The organism is Streptomyces gobitricini (assembly GCF_039532985.1).
Taxonomy (GTDB): domain Bacteria; phylum Actinomycetota; class Actinomycetes; order Streptomycetales; family Streptomycetaceae; genus Streptomyces; species Streptomyces gobitricini.
Window position 1 is genome coordinate 26,556 of the sequence record NZ_BAAASR010000006.1, and the last position, 16,082, is coordinate 42,637.

General features: G+C 72.5%; 9 protein-coding genes. 4 read left to right on the forward strand and 5 right to left on the reverse strand.

The genetic code is table 11. The features are described from left to right. Positions 1-74: 74 nt before the first annotated feature. Positions 75-2,450 carry a D-alanyl-D-alanine carboxypeptidase gene (locus ABD347_RS05790; protein ID WP_344357226.1) on the reverse strand — a complete coding sequence of 792 codons (2,376 nt, stop codon included), beginning with the start codon at positions 2,448-2,450 and terminating at the stop codon, positions 75-77. A 180-nt stretch (positions 2,451-2,630) separates the two neighbouring features. Between ABD347_RS05790 and ABD347_RS05795 the strand changes: the two genes are divergently transcribed. The 4 genes from ABD347_RS05795 (at position 2,631) to ABD347_RS05810 (ending at position 7,495) form a co-directional block, all read left to right on the forward strand. Then, positions 2,631-3,365, forward strand: coding sequence for a GOLPH3/VPS74 family protein (locus ABD347_RS05795; protein WP_344357228.1), 735 nt, complete (start codon positions 2,631-2,633; stop codon positions 3,363-3,365). 279 nt (positions 3,366-3,644) lie between these two features. After that, complete coding sequence (locus tag ABD347_RS05800; RefSeq protein ID WP_344357230.1) at positions 3,645-4,511, forward strand: helix-turn-helix domain-containing protein; 867 nt, start codon at positions 3,645-3,647, stop codon at positions 4,509-4,511. A 277-nt stretch (positions 4,512-4,788) separates the two neighbouring features. After that, positions 4,789-4,989 (forward strand): DUF397 domain-containing protein, encoded by a 201-nt coding sequence (locus ABD347_RS05805; protein ID WP_064069186.1) that lies wholly within the window; start codon positions 4,789-4,791, stop codon positions 4,987-4,989. Positions 4,990-5,935: 946 nt separating this feature from the next. Further along, positions 5,936-7,495 carry a sodium:solute symporter family protein gene (locus ABD347_RS05810; RefSeq protein ID WP_344357235.1) on the forward strand — a complete coding sequence of 520 codons (1,560 nt, stop codon included), beginning with the start codon at positions 5,936-5,938 and terminating at the stop codon, positions 7,493-7,495. On the opposite strand, the gene ABD347_RS05815 is transcribed toward ABD347_RS05810, so the two are convergent. The 4 genes from ABD347_RS05815 to ABD347_RS05830 all read right to left on the reverse strand — a co-directional run bounded on the left by ABD347_RS05815 (position 7,480) and on the right by ABD347_RS05830 (position 15,802). Then, entirely contained in the window at positions 7,480-8,601 is a 1,122-nt protein-coding gene (locus ABD347_RS05815; RefSeq protein ID WP_344357237.1) for an ADP-ribosylglycohydrolase family protein, read from the reverse strand. The two genes, ABD347_RS05810 and ABD347_RS05815, sit on opposite strands and share 16 nt — an antisense overlap. Before the next feature lie 142 nt (positions 8,602-8,743). Beyond that, complete coding sequence (locus tag ABD347_RS05820) at positions 8,744-12,361, reverse strand: tetratricopeptide repeat protein (protein WP_344357240.1); 3,618 nt, start codon at positions 12,359-12,361, stop codon at positions 8,744-8,746. 4 nt (positions 12,362-12,365) lie between these two features. Next, a complete protein-coding gene (locus ABD347_RS05825; RefSeq protein ID WP_344357243.1) occupies positions 12,366-14,948 on the reverse strand; it encodes a bifunctional FO biosynthesis protein CofGH in 2,583 nt (860 codons plus the stop codon). A gap of 26 nt (positions 14,949-14,974) precedes the next feature. Continuing rightward, positions 14,975-15,802 (reverse strand): LLM class F420-dependent oxidoreductase, encoded by an 828-nt coding sequence (locus tag ABD347_RS05830; protein ID WP_344357244.1) that lies wholly within the window; start codon positions 15,800-15,802, stop codon positions 14,975-14,977. Positions 15,803-16,082 lie beyond the last annotated feature (280 nt).

The window sequence follows — 16,082 nt, forward strand, 5'->3', positions numbered from 1 at the left end:
CGACATCCGTTGCCCGGACGTGTCCGGACGCTAACACGGGGGCGCCCCGGAAATCCGGGGCGCCCAGGGACGGTTCAGCCGAGACGGGTGAGCTTGTCACCGAGCCCCGGTTCGGCCAGGGCGCTCCGCAGCGCCACCGGCACCCGGACCTGGCTGGCGCCCTCGCCCACGGTCAGGACGCCGACCTGCGTACCGGCGGGCGCCGAGTGGGGCAGCGCGCGGCCGCCGTTGCCCAGTTCCAGCTTGACCGTCAGGCCCGACCAGCCGACGACCTTCACGTCCTTGGTCACGACCACCGGCGTCGTACCGCCGAGGCCGTCGTCGACGTGGCCGACGACATCACCCTTCTTGACGACCGTCCGGCTCGCCAGCAGGTCCTGCGTGGCGAGCATCGCCTCCTTGCTGGCGGCGATCGCACTGCCGAGGATCGGCGTCTTGTACTGGGCGAGGACGGCACCGACGATCAGCTGGTCGGTCTCCCCGACCTTCTTGTGCGCGGCGAAGAGCAGGTTGCCACCCGCCCTGGTGGTGCTGCCGGTCTTGATGCCCAGCGCCCCGTCGTACGGGACGAGGTCGTTGTAGTTGCGCCACTTCTTGCCCGACGGGTCCGTCCACCAGGGCATGGCGGTGATCTCCAGCAGCGCGGGGATCTCCACCAGCTTCTCGCCCAGCTTCACCTGGTCCTCGGCGGAGCTGACGGTGGTGTGGTTCAGGCCGGAGGGATCGGTGTACGTGGTGTTCTTCATCCCCAGTTCCTTGGCGGTGTCGTTCATCTTCTTGACGAACGCCGCCTCGGAACCGGCGTCCCAGCGCGCGAGCAGCCGGGCGATGTTGTTGGCGGAGGGGATCATGATGGCGGCGAGCGCGTCGTACTCGGTGATCTTGTCGCCGGCCTTCACCGTGTTGAGGGTGGACTCGTTCTGCGCGTCGTAACCACCCTCCTTCTCCGCGAGGGCGTCGATCTCGATCATCTCGCCCTTGGACCCCTTCTTCAGGGGGTGCTCCTTGAGGATCACGTAGGCCGTCATGGCCTTCGCGACGGAGCCGATCGGCACGGGCTTCTGCTCGCCGAAGGAGTCGACGGTGCCGAGGCCGGTCGCCGACATGTAGCCCTGGCCCTCGTTCGGCCACGGCAGGGACGGCTCACCTCCGTCGAAGGCGTAGGACGACTTGGCGGTCATCTCCAGCGTGGGCGCGGGCAGCGGCCGCACGAACTGCACGATCGCAAAGATGATCACCAGCAGGAGGGCCAGCGGCGTCCAGATCTTGACGCGCCGGACCGCCGTGCGGACCGGGGTCTCCGGCGGGGGCGGCGTGTTCGTCAGCTCGGCGAGCATGTCCAGCGGCGGCCGGGGTGGCAGGGGCTGCTGTCTGGTCCGCTCGGGCTCGGTCAGCGCGGCGGCCGTAGCGGCCGTGGCGGCGGCCGGCGTCTCGCGCTTCTTCGCGGCCGGGCGCGCGTCGTCCGGGCGCAGCGGTACGAACTTGCTCGTCCGCTCGGCGGGGGACTCCGCGGCCTCGGCCGCGTCTGCCGCCTGCGCCGTGGGCGTGATGGCCTTCAGCGCGGTCGTCGGCTGGTCCACGGGCTTGCGCTGGACGGCCCGGAACACGGCGGTCGGCTGGTCGACGGGCTCGCGCCCACCCTCCCGCGCGGGCTCCTCGGCCGGCGTGGCCGGCCCGCTGCCCTTGGCGGTGGCCTCGCCCTCGCCGGACGGCTCGTCCTTGGCGGACGGCTCGGCGGCCTCGTCGGCGGGCTCGCGCGGCTTCCCGTCACCGGCGGAGGACCCCGCCCCGGCCCGTGGGCTCGGCTCAGCGGCCCCCGCGGAGGCGCCACCCCTGCGGGACGGCTCGACGGGCTCATCGGCGGGCTCGGCGCGCCCGGCGGCCTCGGTGGACGGCTCGGCGGCCTCGGCCGACGGTCCGACAACCTCGTCGGCGGCCCCGGCGGCGCGCTCGGCAGCCTCGGAGGACACCTCCGCCGAACGCACGGGCGCGTCGTCCGCGTCGTCCGCGCCGCCCGCACTGTCCGCGTCATCCGCACCCGATGGGCGGTCCGCGGCCTCCTCGGCGCCGACGGGCCCGGCAGGCCCGGCAGGCCCGGCAGGCTCGGCGGCGGCCGCGCCGACGGGCCCGGGGGCCGCCACTCCGGACGCGGCGGGGTCGTTTCCGCCCGGCTCGTCCGCCTTGGTGACCCACGCCGCGACGGCGTCCCTCAGCCGCGCGTCACCGTCACGGTCGCCCGGAACCTCCGAACCCTCCGAAACCGCCGAACCCTCCGGAACCGTCTCAGGAACCGCCTTGAACACCGCTGTCGGCTGGTCGACCGAGCGCTCCGCGTCCCCGGCCGGGGACGCGGCGTCACCACGTACGGCAAGCCTCGGATCACGTTCGTCCGAAGCCGTCTCCCCCGGCGACTTCTGCTGCTCCGACTTGTCGGGGGACTCGCCCGCCACCGTGCCTCCTTCGATCAACGCACTGCCCGAACCATGTACCAGTGTCCCTGTGTGAGCGCTTGGCTCACGTGCAAGACGAGAACGACATACCTACCGGTTCCCGTCCGAAGCACCCAGGCGCTCTCGACAGACCAATGTGAGAGGGGTCACCCTGTCATTCATCCACGCGGGGAGGCATGGATGGGCAGGAGCCGCAGAACACTTCCGGAGGAGCTGCTGTTGCTCGCTCTGGACCCGGCCACGGGTACCACAGCGCAGCCGCAGTCGCTCGACCTCGGCCTGGCCGGAGCACAGCTAGTGGAGCTGGCTCTGGCAGGACGGATAGCCCCTGACGGGGATCGTATCGCCGTGGTGATGCCACGGCCGACCGGAGATCCGACACTGGACTCCGCGCTCGAGCTGCTGCGCAGGCGTGGCAGTCCGGTGCGGGCCGTCCACTGGATCGGCGGGCCCCGACTGGGGCTCCGCCAGACGTATCTCTCGCATCTGGAGCGGTGCGGCATGGTGCATGCCGTCGAGGGCCAGATGTGCGGGGTGCTGCCGACGACGCGCTACCAGGCGACGGAGACGGCGATCAGTCGGGAGATCAGAGCCCGGCTGGACAGTGCGATCCGCACCGGTGTACCGCCGGACCCGCGGACCGCGGCGCTCGCCGCGCTGGCCCACGCGGTCGGACTCGGCAAGCACCTCTATCCCGGCAACGAGGGGCGTTCCTCACGCTCCCGGCTCCGGGATCTGATCAGGCACGACCCGATGGGCGGCCTCGTGGCGCACGCCGTGATGGACGTCCAGAACGGCGTGGGCGCACAGCCGCGCCGCGGCCCCGGCGCGGGAGGTGGTGGCCGTCCGGCCACGGCCGTACCGATGCAGCCGCAGGCACGCAGCGGGTCGATGGCCCGCGTCGTCGCGCACTGAGCGGCGAGTGGCACGAGTGACACCAGGGGCTCAAGAGCCCCACAGGCAAGGCTGAAACGAGCACCAGGCGCACACCCCACGGCCCGGTTCGGAGCCGCGTCAGCGCGCGCGGGGCGGTCATCACGCCGCCCCGCGCGCTCGCGTCCGTACGTGCGTACGGCGAGGGGCGCGTGTGGCCATTTTCCAGCGCGCAAAGCCTATTGGTGGCAGTCTGCTGAGCAGTAGATACGCAGAGCTACGCCCGCTACCGCAGCCAAGCAGCCGGAGGTGCAGTTTCCCGTGGCGTCCAACGTCAACCCCACCGTCAGGCGACGCAGATTGGGCCAGGAGCTGCGCCGGCTCCGTGAGCTCAAGGGCATGACGGCGGAGGAGGTGGCGGAGCGCCTGCTCGTCTCGCAGTCGAAGATCAGCCGCCTTGAGAACGGCCGCCGCTCCATCAGCCAGCGCGACGTCCGTGACTTGTGCGGGGTGTACGAGGTCGAGGACCACCGTATCGTCGATTCGCTGATGCAGATGGCGAAGGACTCGCGCCAGCAGGGCTGGTGGCACGCGTTCGGCGACATCCCCTACAGCGTCTACATCGGTCTGGAGACGGACGCGGCCTCGCTGCGGGTGTACGAGCCCCAGGTCGTGCCCGGGCTGCTGCAGACCCGGCAGTACGCCGAGGCGCTGATCACCGGCGCCCTGCCGGAGTCGTCGGCGGCCGACATCGAGAAGCGGGTCAACGTCCGCGCGCGGCGCCAGGAGCGCATCCGGGACGCGGAGACACCGCTGCGCCTGTGGGCGGTGATCGACGAGTCGGCGCTGCGCCGGGTGGTCGGCGACCGGCAACTGATGATCGAGCAACTGGAGCATCTGGTCGAGCAGTCCCACCTGCCGCACGTCACCGTGCAGGTGCTGCCGTTCGACATGGGGGCGCACCCCGGCATCAGCGGCCATTACGCGATCCTGGAGTTCCCGGACGCCTCCGACTCCTCGGTCGTCTACATCGAGGGGGTCACCAGTGACCTGTACCTGGAGAAGGCGAACGACGTGCAGCGGTACAGCGTGATGTACGAGCATCTGCGGGCCCAGGCGCTGAATGTGGAACAGACGCGGCATTTCATCGGCGAGGTCATCAAGGACTACACGGACGTGACGCGGTGACGCCGTGACACCCTGACGCCACATTGCGAAGTCCGTGGCGATATCCCGGGTATGCCTCTTCCGTTCGGAATGGCGGGGGTTTGCCCCGCCTGCCGGGGAAGAAGCCGGAACGGTACACCCTGGTCGGCTTCCAGCGGAAGACCTCCATGGAATATGCCATCCAGTCGAGTGAACGTCCGTCCCGCGCGCAGATTCCGACGAGTAGCGTCGATCACGCCAGCCTGCAGGTCAGGTCGGTGCGAGTCACTGCTGTCACTGTCGAGAACCGGAGCGGAAGATGGCAATCATTCAGGGCGCCACGGACACCTGGACCAAGTCCTCGTATTCCGGCGGGAACGGCGCGTGCGTCGAGGTCAAGTCCCCCGTCGTCGCGGCGATCGCGGTTCGGGACTCGAAGGTCCCCGCCGGTCCGTCGATCACCTTCGTCCCCGAGTCGTGGAACGCGTTCGTGCGCGAAGTGGGCACGGGGGCCCTCTGACCCTGTCGGCATGCGTCACCGATGAGCCCTCTCGACTGGTCCGCCGTCCCGGCCGAGGGGGCTCGGCCATGCGCGGAAGCAGTTGACCGGCGCACCGGCCGGTTCCCGGCACGGCCGAGCTGAACGGTACGAAACGTCTGCCGCCCGGCACGAGCGCCGGCCGGTCGAGGAAGATGGCGGCCAACGCGGCGGCCGGGGAGCCGGTGAGGCGCCGAGGCGGATGCCGGGAGCGCAGCCACGCCAGCGGTCCGGCCCGTCCTCCCGCGCCTCCGGCGTCGGCCCCGGAGGACAAGGCCCGCCTGGGAGTGGTCCAGCACGTGGTGGCGCCGGGTCGCCCGACCCGGGCCGGCCGCACCGGGTCCCGGGCCGGCCGTACCGGGTCCGGGGCCGTGCCGTGCCGTCCGGCTGGGTGCCGGGGCTCCGGTCCGGGCGTGCGTCGCCTGGCGGGAGCCGGGTGCCGGGCGCGGCCGGCCGAGCGGTGGGTGCTCGCCGGAGGCGGCGACGGACGCGGACGCGGCCGAGGCGGCGGCGTTCCTCACCCCTGCCGTGATGCCCTCCGGCCGGGCGCGTGGCCATGACGAGCGGGCCGGCCGTCGCCGGTCGACGCGGGCGAGCCGGTGAGGCGAGCCCCCTCCCTTCCTTCGCCGACCGCACGGGACCCGCGTCCCGTGCGGTCGCTGTGTCATGTGGCGTACGGACCTGACGAAGCGCCCGATCATCCTGTGGCCCCCGTCACGGACACGACAACGGCCACGCGGGTCAAGAAAGGGTAAAACTGTTCCACTTCCTGACTTGCGTTCACCTACGTGACCCGGACGACCCTTGACCGGCCGCCCGGACTGACGGTTCAATCCCCGAAGTCCCCGCTCCCGCACGGGGGCCCCGCTGACCGGACGTACTGACGACGCGCTTCGACGTTCACAAGGCGGACCCCTGGAGGGGGCACATGAACAGTCTCGACTGGGCCGTGCTCATCGGCTACTTCGGTGTGATGGTCGCGATCGGCGTCTGGTCGCACAAACGCGTCGACAACGTCAGCGACTTCTTCACCGCCGGCGGCAAGATGCCGTGGTGGCTGTCGGGCATCTCGCACCACATGTCCGGCTACAGCGCGGTGATGTTCACCGGCTACGCGGGCATCGCCTACACCTACGGCGTCACCTCGTACGTCACCTGGTCCTTCCCCATCGCCATCGGGATCGCCATCGGCGCCCACCTCTTCGCTCCCCGGCTCAACCGGATGCGGTCCCGCCTCCATGTGGCCTCACCGCTGGAGTACCTGAAGAACCGCTACGACCTGCCCACCCAGCAGGCCCTCGCCTGGTCCGGCGTCCTGCTGAAGATCGTCGACGTGGGCGCGAAGTGGGCGGCCATCGCCACCCTCCTGTCCGTCTTCACCGGCATCTCGCTCAACCAGGGCATCCTCATCACCGGTGTCATCACCGGCATCTACTGCACGGTCGGCGGGCTGTGGGCCGACGCCCTCACGGAACTCGGCCAGTTCATCATCCAGTTCTTCGCCGGCATCGCCATGCTCATCGCCGTCATGGCCGAGCTGGGCGGCTTCAGCGCGCTGTGGACCGTGTGGGACCGGCCCGAGATGCAGGGGCACACCGAGCCGACCGCCGGCCCGTACACGGTGACCTTCCTCCTCGCGTACCTCTTCATCAAGACCTTCGAGTACAGCGGCGGCATGTGGAACCAGGCGCAGCGCTACATGGCCACTCCCACCGCCCGCGAGGCCACCCGCTCCGGGCGGCTGTCGGCGGTGCTGTGGTTCGTCTGGCCGCTGGTGCTGTTCTTCCCGATGTGGTGCGCGCCGCTGCTGGTGAAGCCGGAGAAGCCGGACGCCTCCGACTCCTACGCGCTGATGACCGAACAACTGCTGCCGCACGGCCTCCTGGGCCTGGTCATCGTCGGGTTCTTCTCCCACACCATGGCCATGTGCTCCTCCGACGCCAACGCCATCGCCGCCGTCTTCACCCGTGACATCGCCCCCGCCATGAGCAGGGCGGCACGCGGCTGGTCGCACCGGGCCGGGCTGCTGGCCGCCCGCTGGTCCACCGTCGCCTTCCTCGCCCTGTCGATGGCGGTCGCCACCCAGGTCAACTCCCCCACCTTCCAGGACATCATCACCGTCGTGATCAAGTGGGTGGCCGGCCTGATGGGGCCCATCGCGATCCCGTTCATGCTCGGTCTGCTGCGGGCGTTCCGCAGGTCCGGGCCGACGGCGGCGCTGGTGTCGTGGGCGGCGGGCCTGTTCGCGTTCTGGCTGACGAACTACGGGCTCGGCGGCATCGAGCTCCAGATCCAGATCGTCTCGCCGCTGGCGACGTCGCTGATCCTGTACGTCGTGATCGGCTTCATCAAGCCGGAGGACACCCCGGAGCGGGACGCGGTGCTGGACAAGCTCCACTCGGACGACGGCAGTCCGGCGGGCGCTGTTCCCAAGGCACCCGAGACACCCGAGGCACCCGAGACGCCCGAGCGTCAGCCTCTCGGGTAGCGGGCCAGCCAGCCCGGCGCGGAGGTGGCCGGGCCGTGCAGGGCGGGGCCCTGCGTCATCTCCATCGCGAAGTCGTCCGCCAGCTCCAGGATCGTGGGCCGCCCTTCCAGCTCGGCCAGCCAGGCCGGCGGGAGGGCCGTCTCGCCGTGCTGGGCGCCGAGCAGCGCGCCGGTGAGGGTGCCGGTGGTCTCCGACGGGCCGTCGTGGTTGACCGCGAGGCGCAGCCCGTGCCGTACGTCCTCCCCGACGAGCGCGCAGTAGACGGCGATGGCCAGCGCGTCCTCGGCGTGCTCGCCGTCGGTGTCGCCGAGCGAGGCGATCCTGGCGGGGCTGGGGATGCCCTGCCGTACGGCGCCCAGGGCGTGCTTCAGCGCCGCGCTGACCGGCTCGTGCCCGGGGCGGGCCGCCAACTGCGCGAGGGCCCGCTGCACGGAGCCGTCGACGGACTCGCCGCGGGCCAGGCCGTGGACGACGACGGCGAAGGCACCGGCCGCCAAATAGGCGGCGGGGTGGCCATGGGTCTGCACGGCGCACTCCACGGCGAGCTGGCACACCAGCTGCGGCTCCCAGCCGACGAGCAGCCCGTACGGGGCGGACCGCACCAGGGCGCCGGCGTCCCGGGCCGTCGGGTTCTTCGGCTTGTCGACGGTGCCGAGGATCTCGTCGCCCAGCCCGGTGAGGGTGGCGCGCGCCGGGTCACGGCGGGCGTACAGCCACTCCTCGCAAGCCAGCCAGCCGTTGTCCTTGCGGCGCTCGTCGGGACCCCAGTCGCGCTGGGTGGCGGCCCACCGCAGATGGGCGCGGTGCACGTCGGTGGGCGGGTGCCAGGCGCCGGTGTCGCGGCGCACCTGGGCGCGTATCAGACCGTCCACGGTGAACAGCGACAACTGGGTCGCGGACGTCACGGCACCGCGCCGCCCGTACGCGGGCGTCAGGTCGGCGAGCCCGTCGGGCCCGTGTGCCGCGCGGATCGCCTCGACGGACAGCCCCGAGACGCCCGCTCCGAGGGCATCCCCGATCGCGGCGCCCAGCAGGCAGCCCCGTACCCGGGCGCGGAAGTCCTGCTGCTCGGCCCGGCCCCAGACAGCCGCCGCTGCTGCACTCACCTCGCGTCCCTCCCGTCGCCCGTCGCCGTACGTCCGGCGCGCAGCACTGTAATCGAAGGGATCCGGGGGGTCCGGGGCGCGGAGTGTTATGGGTGGGACGCCCCACAGGTACGGATCTGGGCGTCAGCCGCGCCTTCGGGGCTCATGTCCCGTCGTCGGACGTCAGCGCGGCCCGCGCCGCCCACACCGGGTCCAGCAGCCGGGCCAGGGCGTCCCGGTCGGCGCCGGGGCAGGCGGCGAGCTCCGACAGACGCCCTCCCAGGTCGGTGAGGTCCTCCCAGTCGGGGCGCGACGAGAGCATCCGGTCCAGGTGCCGTCGCGCCTCGGCCCATTCACCGAGCGCGGCGGACAGGACGCACGACTGCCCGACCTCGTGCGCCCAGGGCTCGCGCGGGGCGACGGCCGCACACTGCCGTCCGAGGTCCTGCCAGTGCGCCGTCGCGGACTCCGTCCCCCGGATCCGGCTCTCGGCCATCGCCAGATGGAACAGGCCCTCGACAGGTTCCCTCTCCCGCAGCCGCACCGCCGCCGCGTGTGCCTCGTCGAAACGGCCGAGCATCCTCAGGGCCTCCGAGACGAGTCCCAGGGTGCCGTCGTCGCGGTCGCCGGGCGGCAGTTCGTCCAGTACCGCCAGGGCCTCCTCCGCGCGGTGCAGGGTCAGCAGAACGGCCGCCCGGCGGCCACGGGCCCAGGACGGGTCGTGGCCGAGTGCGGCGAACCGGTCCAGGTCCGCGAGGGCGCGCTCCAGCAGTCCGGCCGACTGGTACGCCAGCACCCGTCTGCTCAGTGCCCAGGCGAGGTTCCTCTTCGAGGCGACCACCTCGTCCAGATCGGTGAACTGCCCCCGTGTGTCACCGAGCCGCCCGCGGAGCCACGCCCTGCTCGCCCGCGCCCAGCCGTGTCCCGGGTCCAGGGCCAGCGCGCGGTCGTAGTCCGCCAACGCGTCGTCGAACCGGCCGCAGACCGCCCGGGCCGAAGCCCGCCGGATCCAGGACCCCACGTCGCCGGGCACGCTCGCGGCGATCTCGTCGACCGGCGAGGCGTCCCTGCCGGCCACGCGCAGCTCCCGGTAGACGGTCTCGCGTTCGGTCAGCACCCAGGGCGTGTCCGGCAGGAGAAGCGCGGCCCGCTCCAGGTCCGCCAACGCCTCGGGCAGCCGCTCCATGGCCAGGTACGTCACCCCGCGCGAGGCGATGGCCCACCCGTAGCCGGGAGCGAGCGCGACCGCCCGGTCGAAGTCGGCGACGGCCTCCTCATAGCGCCGCGCCAGGCGGTGCCCGGCACCGCGCATGGCGTACCCCCACGCGGGACTGTCCCCGCTGTGGACGGCCCGGTCCAGGTCCGCACGTTCGGCGTCCGCGTCCCCGAGGGCGCGGTGGAGGCCCGCCCGCTGGGTCAGGGCCCACGTGTAGGCGGGGTTCAGCTCGATGGCCCGGTCGAGATCCGCCATCGCCTCGTCGTACCGCCCCAGGGACTCCCAGACGACGGACCGGCTGGCCAGCGCCCACGCGTACCCGGGGTCCAGCTCCAGGGCCCGGTCGAAGTCCGCGAGCGCCTGCTCGTGACGGCCGCACCGCCAGTGGAGGCGGGCACGTTCACCGATGACCCACGCCCGGCCGGGTTCGGCCTCTTCGGCCCGGTCCAGGTCGTTCAGCGCCCCCTCCTCGTCCCCCAGGTGCCAGCGCACCTCCGAGCGCCTCACCAGCGCCCACCAGTACCCGGGGTCGAGCTCGATGGCGCGGTCCAGATCCGCCAGGGCTTCCCGGTCGTGCTCCATGAGGTGCTTGGCCTGTCCTCGGGTGGCCAGCGCGACGCTGTTGTCGGGCCGGAGGTGCAACGCCCGGTCGCAGTCCGCCACGGCCCTTTGGTGCTGCCCCAGCAGCCGGTGGACGTCCCCGCGCGCCTCCAGGATCCACGCCGTGTCGGGGGCGAGTTCGTCCGCACGGTCCAGGCGGGTGAGCGCACCGGCGTAGTCGCGCTCCGCCCGGAGCACCATCGCCAGCCCGTAGTGCGCCCGCACGCAGTCCGGGTCCAGGGCCAGCGCCCGCTCGTAGTCGGCGACCGCCCTCTCGTGGTCGTTCGCCCGCCGGTGGTGCATGCCCCGGACGACCAGGGCCGCCACCTGGTCCTCCCGGCCGAACCCGGCCCGTGCCAGCAGCAGGCCCAACAGCTCTACGGGCCGCTCCTCGCCGTCCAGGGCGGCCGACGCGTCCCACCCCCAGGCGCGCAGTTCCGGTGCGTCGGCGTCCTCGCCCGCGTCGGCGAGGACCCGGGCCCAGCGGCGGGCCGTCGCCGGGTCCTCCTCCTCGCACGCGGCCACGCCGGTCCGCAACACACCCGGCAGCGCCGTGACGGGCTGGGCGCACAGCCGGTGGTAGAGCTCCTCCAGGCGCGGTGCGCGCCACGCCTCCCGGCTCCACAGCTCGTCGGCCGGTACGCCGGCGGCGGCCGCCTCCGCCCAGTCGGCGAAGACCCCCGCGAGGCGGGCGTGTTCGGCGCTCCAACGGCGCGGTGACCGTGAACGCTGGAGGCGGAGCATCGGGCCGCGTACGACGTCGTGGTAGCGGGCGCGGCCGTCCCTCTCGGAGACGAAGGGCAGGGAGCGCAGCCAGTCGAACAGGTCGGTGTCCGCTTCGGTGGTCGCCGTGAACACGTCCTCGTCGAGGCGGCGGGGCAGGGCGCAGGACAGGGCGGCGGCCCGGCGGACGGGGTCGGTCTCCCATTTGAGGAAGCGGTCCACGGCAGTGGCGCTCGGGACGTCCACCTCTCCGGGTGTCTCCGCGAGGGTCGACACGAGGACCGGCAGGCCGCCGGCGAGCCGCAGCACGTCCCGCACGACCGTCTCGTCCACGACCCCCTTGGCGGCGAGCAGTTGCCGGCTCTCCGGTTCGGTGAACGGTTCGAGCGGGATGTCCCCGACGAACTCGGCGTAGTCCGCCCAGCAGGCCGGGTCGAGCCGGGTCTGCCCGGCGAGCGTCAGGACCACGTTGGAGGGGAGTGCTCCGTACCGGTCCTCGGTGGTGATCAGGTCGCGCAGCCAGACGTCGAGGAACGGCGCCGTGCGTTCGTAGGTGTCGAAGAAGAACGCCACCCACGGCACCTCGGCCGCCACCCGGTCCAGCTCGCTCACCAGAACGGGTGTGAGGGCCTGGAGCGGGTCGAGTACGAGCTGGACGTCGTCCTGGTTGCGGAAGCGCGCGCTGAGCACGGCTCGCAGCCGGTCGGTTCCCTGGGCGATCCGGGTGGGGTCGGCCGCCCCGGCGAAGGCCCCGACGACGGGCAGCATGCCGGCGCCGATCAGCCCGGCCTGGGCGATGGCCATGCCGCTCGCGCTCGGCGCGGCCGCCTCCTGCCGTTCCGGGTCGGTCACGGAGGCGGACGCCGCTTCCGCCTCGTGCCGCCGCTGCCGATAGGTGGCCAGCTGCCGTTCCAGGGCCTTGAGCGGGTGTCCCTGCTGGGCGAAGCACGCGCTGATCTCCGCCAGCACCTCGGGGACACTGTTGACGCTCTCGTCGATGTACGCGGTGAGGGCACCGCGCCCGCGGGCGGTGTCCTGCCACTCGCGTACCAGCGTGGTCTTGCCGACGCCCGCGATGCCCCTGACGTGGAAGACGAACCGGTGCCGGTCGTCCTCCACCGGAACGTCGAAGTTCTCGCGGTACCGGGCGAGTTCGTCACGACGTCCGACGAAGCCGGCGCGTTTGCGCCGTTGCAGCAGTTCTTGCATCGACGGCCGCGCCGCCCCCGCCCCGGTCCTCATGGGATCAGTCTGTCAGCACCGGCAGCAGTTCCGGGAGGTGACCGTCGGACGCCGCCGCCGCCCGCCGCCGCTCCTCCGGGACCTCGCCGTACAGGGTGGTACGGGGGCGGGCCGGACGGCCGGCGGCCTCGGCGACGGCGACGAGGTCCCGGACCGACTTGTAGGAGCCGTAGGAGGAGCCCGCCATACGGGAGATGGTCTCCTCCATGAGGGTGCCGCCCAGGTCGTTGGCGCCGGAGCGGAGCATTTCGGCGGCACCGTCGGTGCCGAGCTTCACCCAGCTGGTCTGGATGTTGGGGATGTGCGGGTGGAGCAGGACGCGGGCCATGGCGGTGACGGCGCGGTTGTCACGGGCGGTGGGGCCGGGGCGGGCGATGCCGGCGAGGTAGACGGGGGCGTTGGTGTGGATGAAGGGCAGGGTGACGAACTCGGTGAACCCACCGGTCTCCCGCTGGACACGGGAGAGGGTGCGGAAGTGCCCGAGCCAGTGGCGGGGCTGGTCGACGTGCCCGTACATCATCGTCGAACTCGACCGGATGCCGAGCTCGTGCGCGGTGGTGATCACCTCGATCCAGGTCGCCGTCGGCAGCTTGCCCTTCGTCAGGACCCAGCGCACCTCGTCGTCGAGGATCTCGGCGGCGGTGCCCGGGATGGAGTCGAGGCCGGCCTCCTTGGCGGCCGTCAGCCACTCGCGGATCGACAGGCCCGTGCGCGTGGCGCCGTTGACGACCTCCATCGGCGAGAAGGCGTGGACGTGCATGCCGGGGACGCGGGTCTTCACGGCGCGGGCGATGTCGAAGTACGCCGTGCCCGGCAGGTCCGGGTGGATGCCGCCCTGCATGCACACCTCGACCGCGCCGACCTCCCACGCCTGCTGGGCGCGGTCGGCGACCTGGTCGAGGGAGAGGGTGTAGGCGTCGGCGTCCGTACGGCGCTGGGCGAAGGCGCAGAACCGGCAGCCGGTGTAGCAGACGTTGGTGAAGTTGATGTTGCGGGTGACGATGTAGGTGACGTCGTCACCGACCGCGTCACGGCGGATGTCGTCGGCGATCCGGCACAGCGCGTCCAGCGCCGGGCCGTCGGCGTGCAGCAGGGCGAGGGCCTGGTCGTCGGTGAGCCTCGTCGGGTCGCCGGCGGCGACCGTGAGGGCCTCGCGTACGTCGGTGTCGATGCGCTGCGGCACCATGCCGGGCGCGGCGGCCTCCCGCAGCGCCTCCCAGTCGCCGTACACCTCGTCGAAGTCGTCGCGCCGGTCGGCGGTGCGGCCGGTGGTGTCGATGGTGCGGTGCAGGTCGGTGCGGCCGGTGGCGGTGAAGCCCTCGTCGGGCTCCTGCCAGGGCAGGCCGCGCACCTCCGCGCCGGGGTTCGCGAGCCCCGTGGCCGGGTCGGCGAGCGCGCGGACGTGCGGCAGCAGACGCGGGTCGAGCCAGGGCTCGCCGCGCGTCACGAACTCCGGGTACACACAGAGACGTTCACGCAGCTCGAACCCGGCGGCCGCCGACCTCTCCGCCAGCGCCTCGATCGCCGGCCAGGGGCGCTCGGGGTTGACGTGGTCGATGGTGACCGGCGACACCCCGCCCCAGTCGTCGATGCCCGCGCCGATGAGCCGCCCGTACTCCTCGTCGACCAGGTTCGGCGGGGCCTGGAGGCAGGCGGAGGGGCCCATGACGTGCCGGGCGACGGCGACCGTGGCGACGAGGTCGTCCACGCCGGCGTCCGGCATGCCGCGCATCGCCGTGTCCGGCTTGGCGCGGAAGTTCTGGATGATCAGCTCCTGGATGCCGTGGTACGCCCGCGCCACGCGGCGCAGCGCGAACAGCGACTCCGCCCGCTCCTCGTACGTCTCGCCGATCCCGATGAGCAGCCCGCTGGTGAAGGGCACCGACGAACGGCCGGCGTCCTCCAGCACCCTCAGCCGCACCGCCGGCTCCTTGTCGGGCGAACCGTGGTGCGGGCCGCCCGGTTCGGACCACAGGCGGGTCGCCGTCGTCTCCAGCATCATCCCCATGGACGGCGCCACGGGCTTGAGCCGCTGGAAGTCGGTCCACGACATCACGCCCGGGTTGAGGTGGGGCAGCAGCCCGGTCTCCTCCAGGACGCGGATCGCCATGGCGCGTACGTACGCGAGGGTGTCGTCGTAGCCGTGGGCGTCCAGCCACTCCCGCGCCTCGGGCCAGCGGTCCTCGGGCTTGTCGCCCAGGGTGATCAGGGCTTCCTTGCAGCCCAGCGCGGCGCCCCGGCGCGCGATGTCCAGCACCTCGTCGGGCGACATGAACATCCCGTGCCCGGCGCGCCGCAGCTTGCCGGGCACGGTCACGAACGTGCAGTAGTGACACGTGTCCCGGCACAGCCGGGTGAGCGGGATGAACACGCTCTTCGAGTACGTGATGACCCCGGGCCGCCCGGCGGCCGCCAGGCCGGCGTCCCGCACCCGCCCGGCCGACGCGGCCAGGTCCTCCAGGTCCGCGCCCCGCGCCTGAAGCAGGACGGCGGCCTCGGTGACGTCCAGCGCCACACCGTCTCTGGCCCGCTTCAGGGCACGTCGCATGGCGTTGGCGGTGGGGCGTCCGGGCTGGTCGTCGGTCATGGCCCGAGCATACGAGTACGGGGTCCCTACACGTACCGGGCGTACTCGTCGAGCGTACGCAGCACGTCGGTCTCGCCGGACGGCGGGAGTTGGACGACCGTCTCGGTGACGCCCAGGTCGGCGAAGTGCGCGAGCTTCCCCGCCGAGGGGTGGACGGCGTACGGGACGACCTGGAGGGCGTCCGGGTCGCGGCCCGCCTTCTCCCAGGTCTCGCGCAGCACCGGGAGCGTCTCGGTCAGGCCCCGGCCGCCGATGGGCAGCCAGCCGTCGGCGTACTCGGCGATGTGGGCGAACAGCTTGGGGCCCGCGGCGCCGCCGATCAGCGTGCGGGGGGCGCCGCCGGCCGGCTTGGGGTAGGCGAAGGACGCGCGCACGGAGGCGGTCTCGCCCTCGTACGCCCTGGGCTCGGCGGCCCACAGGGCGCGCATCAGGGCCATCCGGTCACGGGTCCGCTCGCGGCGGGCGGTCCAGGGCACACCGTGGTCGGCGGCCTCCTCGCGGTTCCAGCCGTAACCGACGCCCAGGGTGAAGCGGCCGCCGGAGAGGTGGTCGAGGGTGGCGACCTGCTTGGCCAGGTCGATCGGGTCGTGCTGGGCGACGAGCGTGATGCCGGTGCCCAGGCCCAGCCGCTCCGTGACGGCCGCCGCCTGGCCGAGCGCGACGAAGGGGTCCAGGGTGCGGCCGTACTCGGGCGGCAGGTCGCCACCCGCCGGGTAGGGGCTGGTGCGTTCGACGGGGATGTGGGTGTGCTCCGGCAGGTAGAGGCCGGCGAAGCCGCGCTGCTCCAGTTCACGTGCGAGCCGTACCGGGGTGATGGTCTGGTCGGTGAGGAAAATCGTCGTCGCGATGCGCATGACGGCCCAACGTATGGCGCGCGGCGCGGAATTCCGAGACCGTAGCTCCGGGTTGGCGGGAAGTTCACCGGTCGCGGTTCGTGACGGGCGCGGCGGGCGGCCTGGCCGTGGGCGGCGGTGCGAGGTTCGCCGCCGGGGACACCGAGCGGGTGCTGCGCGGCACCCTGCCGACCGGTTCGCCCGACTACGTGTACCTGCCGGTGGAAGTGCCGCGCGGGCTGCGGGGGATCCGGGTGTCGTACGCGTACGCGTGTACCCGGGGGGATCCGGTGCCGTGTCC

Excerpts from the sequence above, each read along its gene's own strand:
- ABD347_RS05795 (WP_344357228.1), top strand. The coding sequence starts at position 2,631 with ATGGGCAGGAGCCGCAGAACACTTCCGGAGGAGCTGCTGTTGCTCGCT.
- ABD347_RS05805 (WP_064069186.1), top strand. The coding sequence starts at position 4,789 with ATGGCAATCATTCAGGGCGCCACGGACACCTGGACCAAGTCCTCGTAT.
- ABD347_RS05810 (WP_344357235.1), top strand. The coding sequence starts at position 5,936 with ATGAACAGTCTCGACTGGGCCGTGCTCATCGGCTACTTCGGTGTGATG.
- ABD347_RS05820 (WP_344357240.1), bottom strand. The coding sequence starts at position 12,361 with ATGAGGACCGGGGCGGGGGCGGCGCGGCCGTCGATGCAAGAACTGCTG.
- ABD347_RS05825 (WP_344357243.1), bottom strand. The coding sequence starts at position 14,948 with ATGACCGACGACCAGCCCGGACGCCCCACCGCCAACGCCATGCGACGT.
- ABD347_RS05830 (WP_344357244.1), bottom strand. The coding sequence starts at position 15,802 with ATGCGCATCGCGACGACGATTTTCCTCACCGACCAGACCATCACCCCG.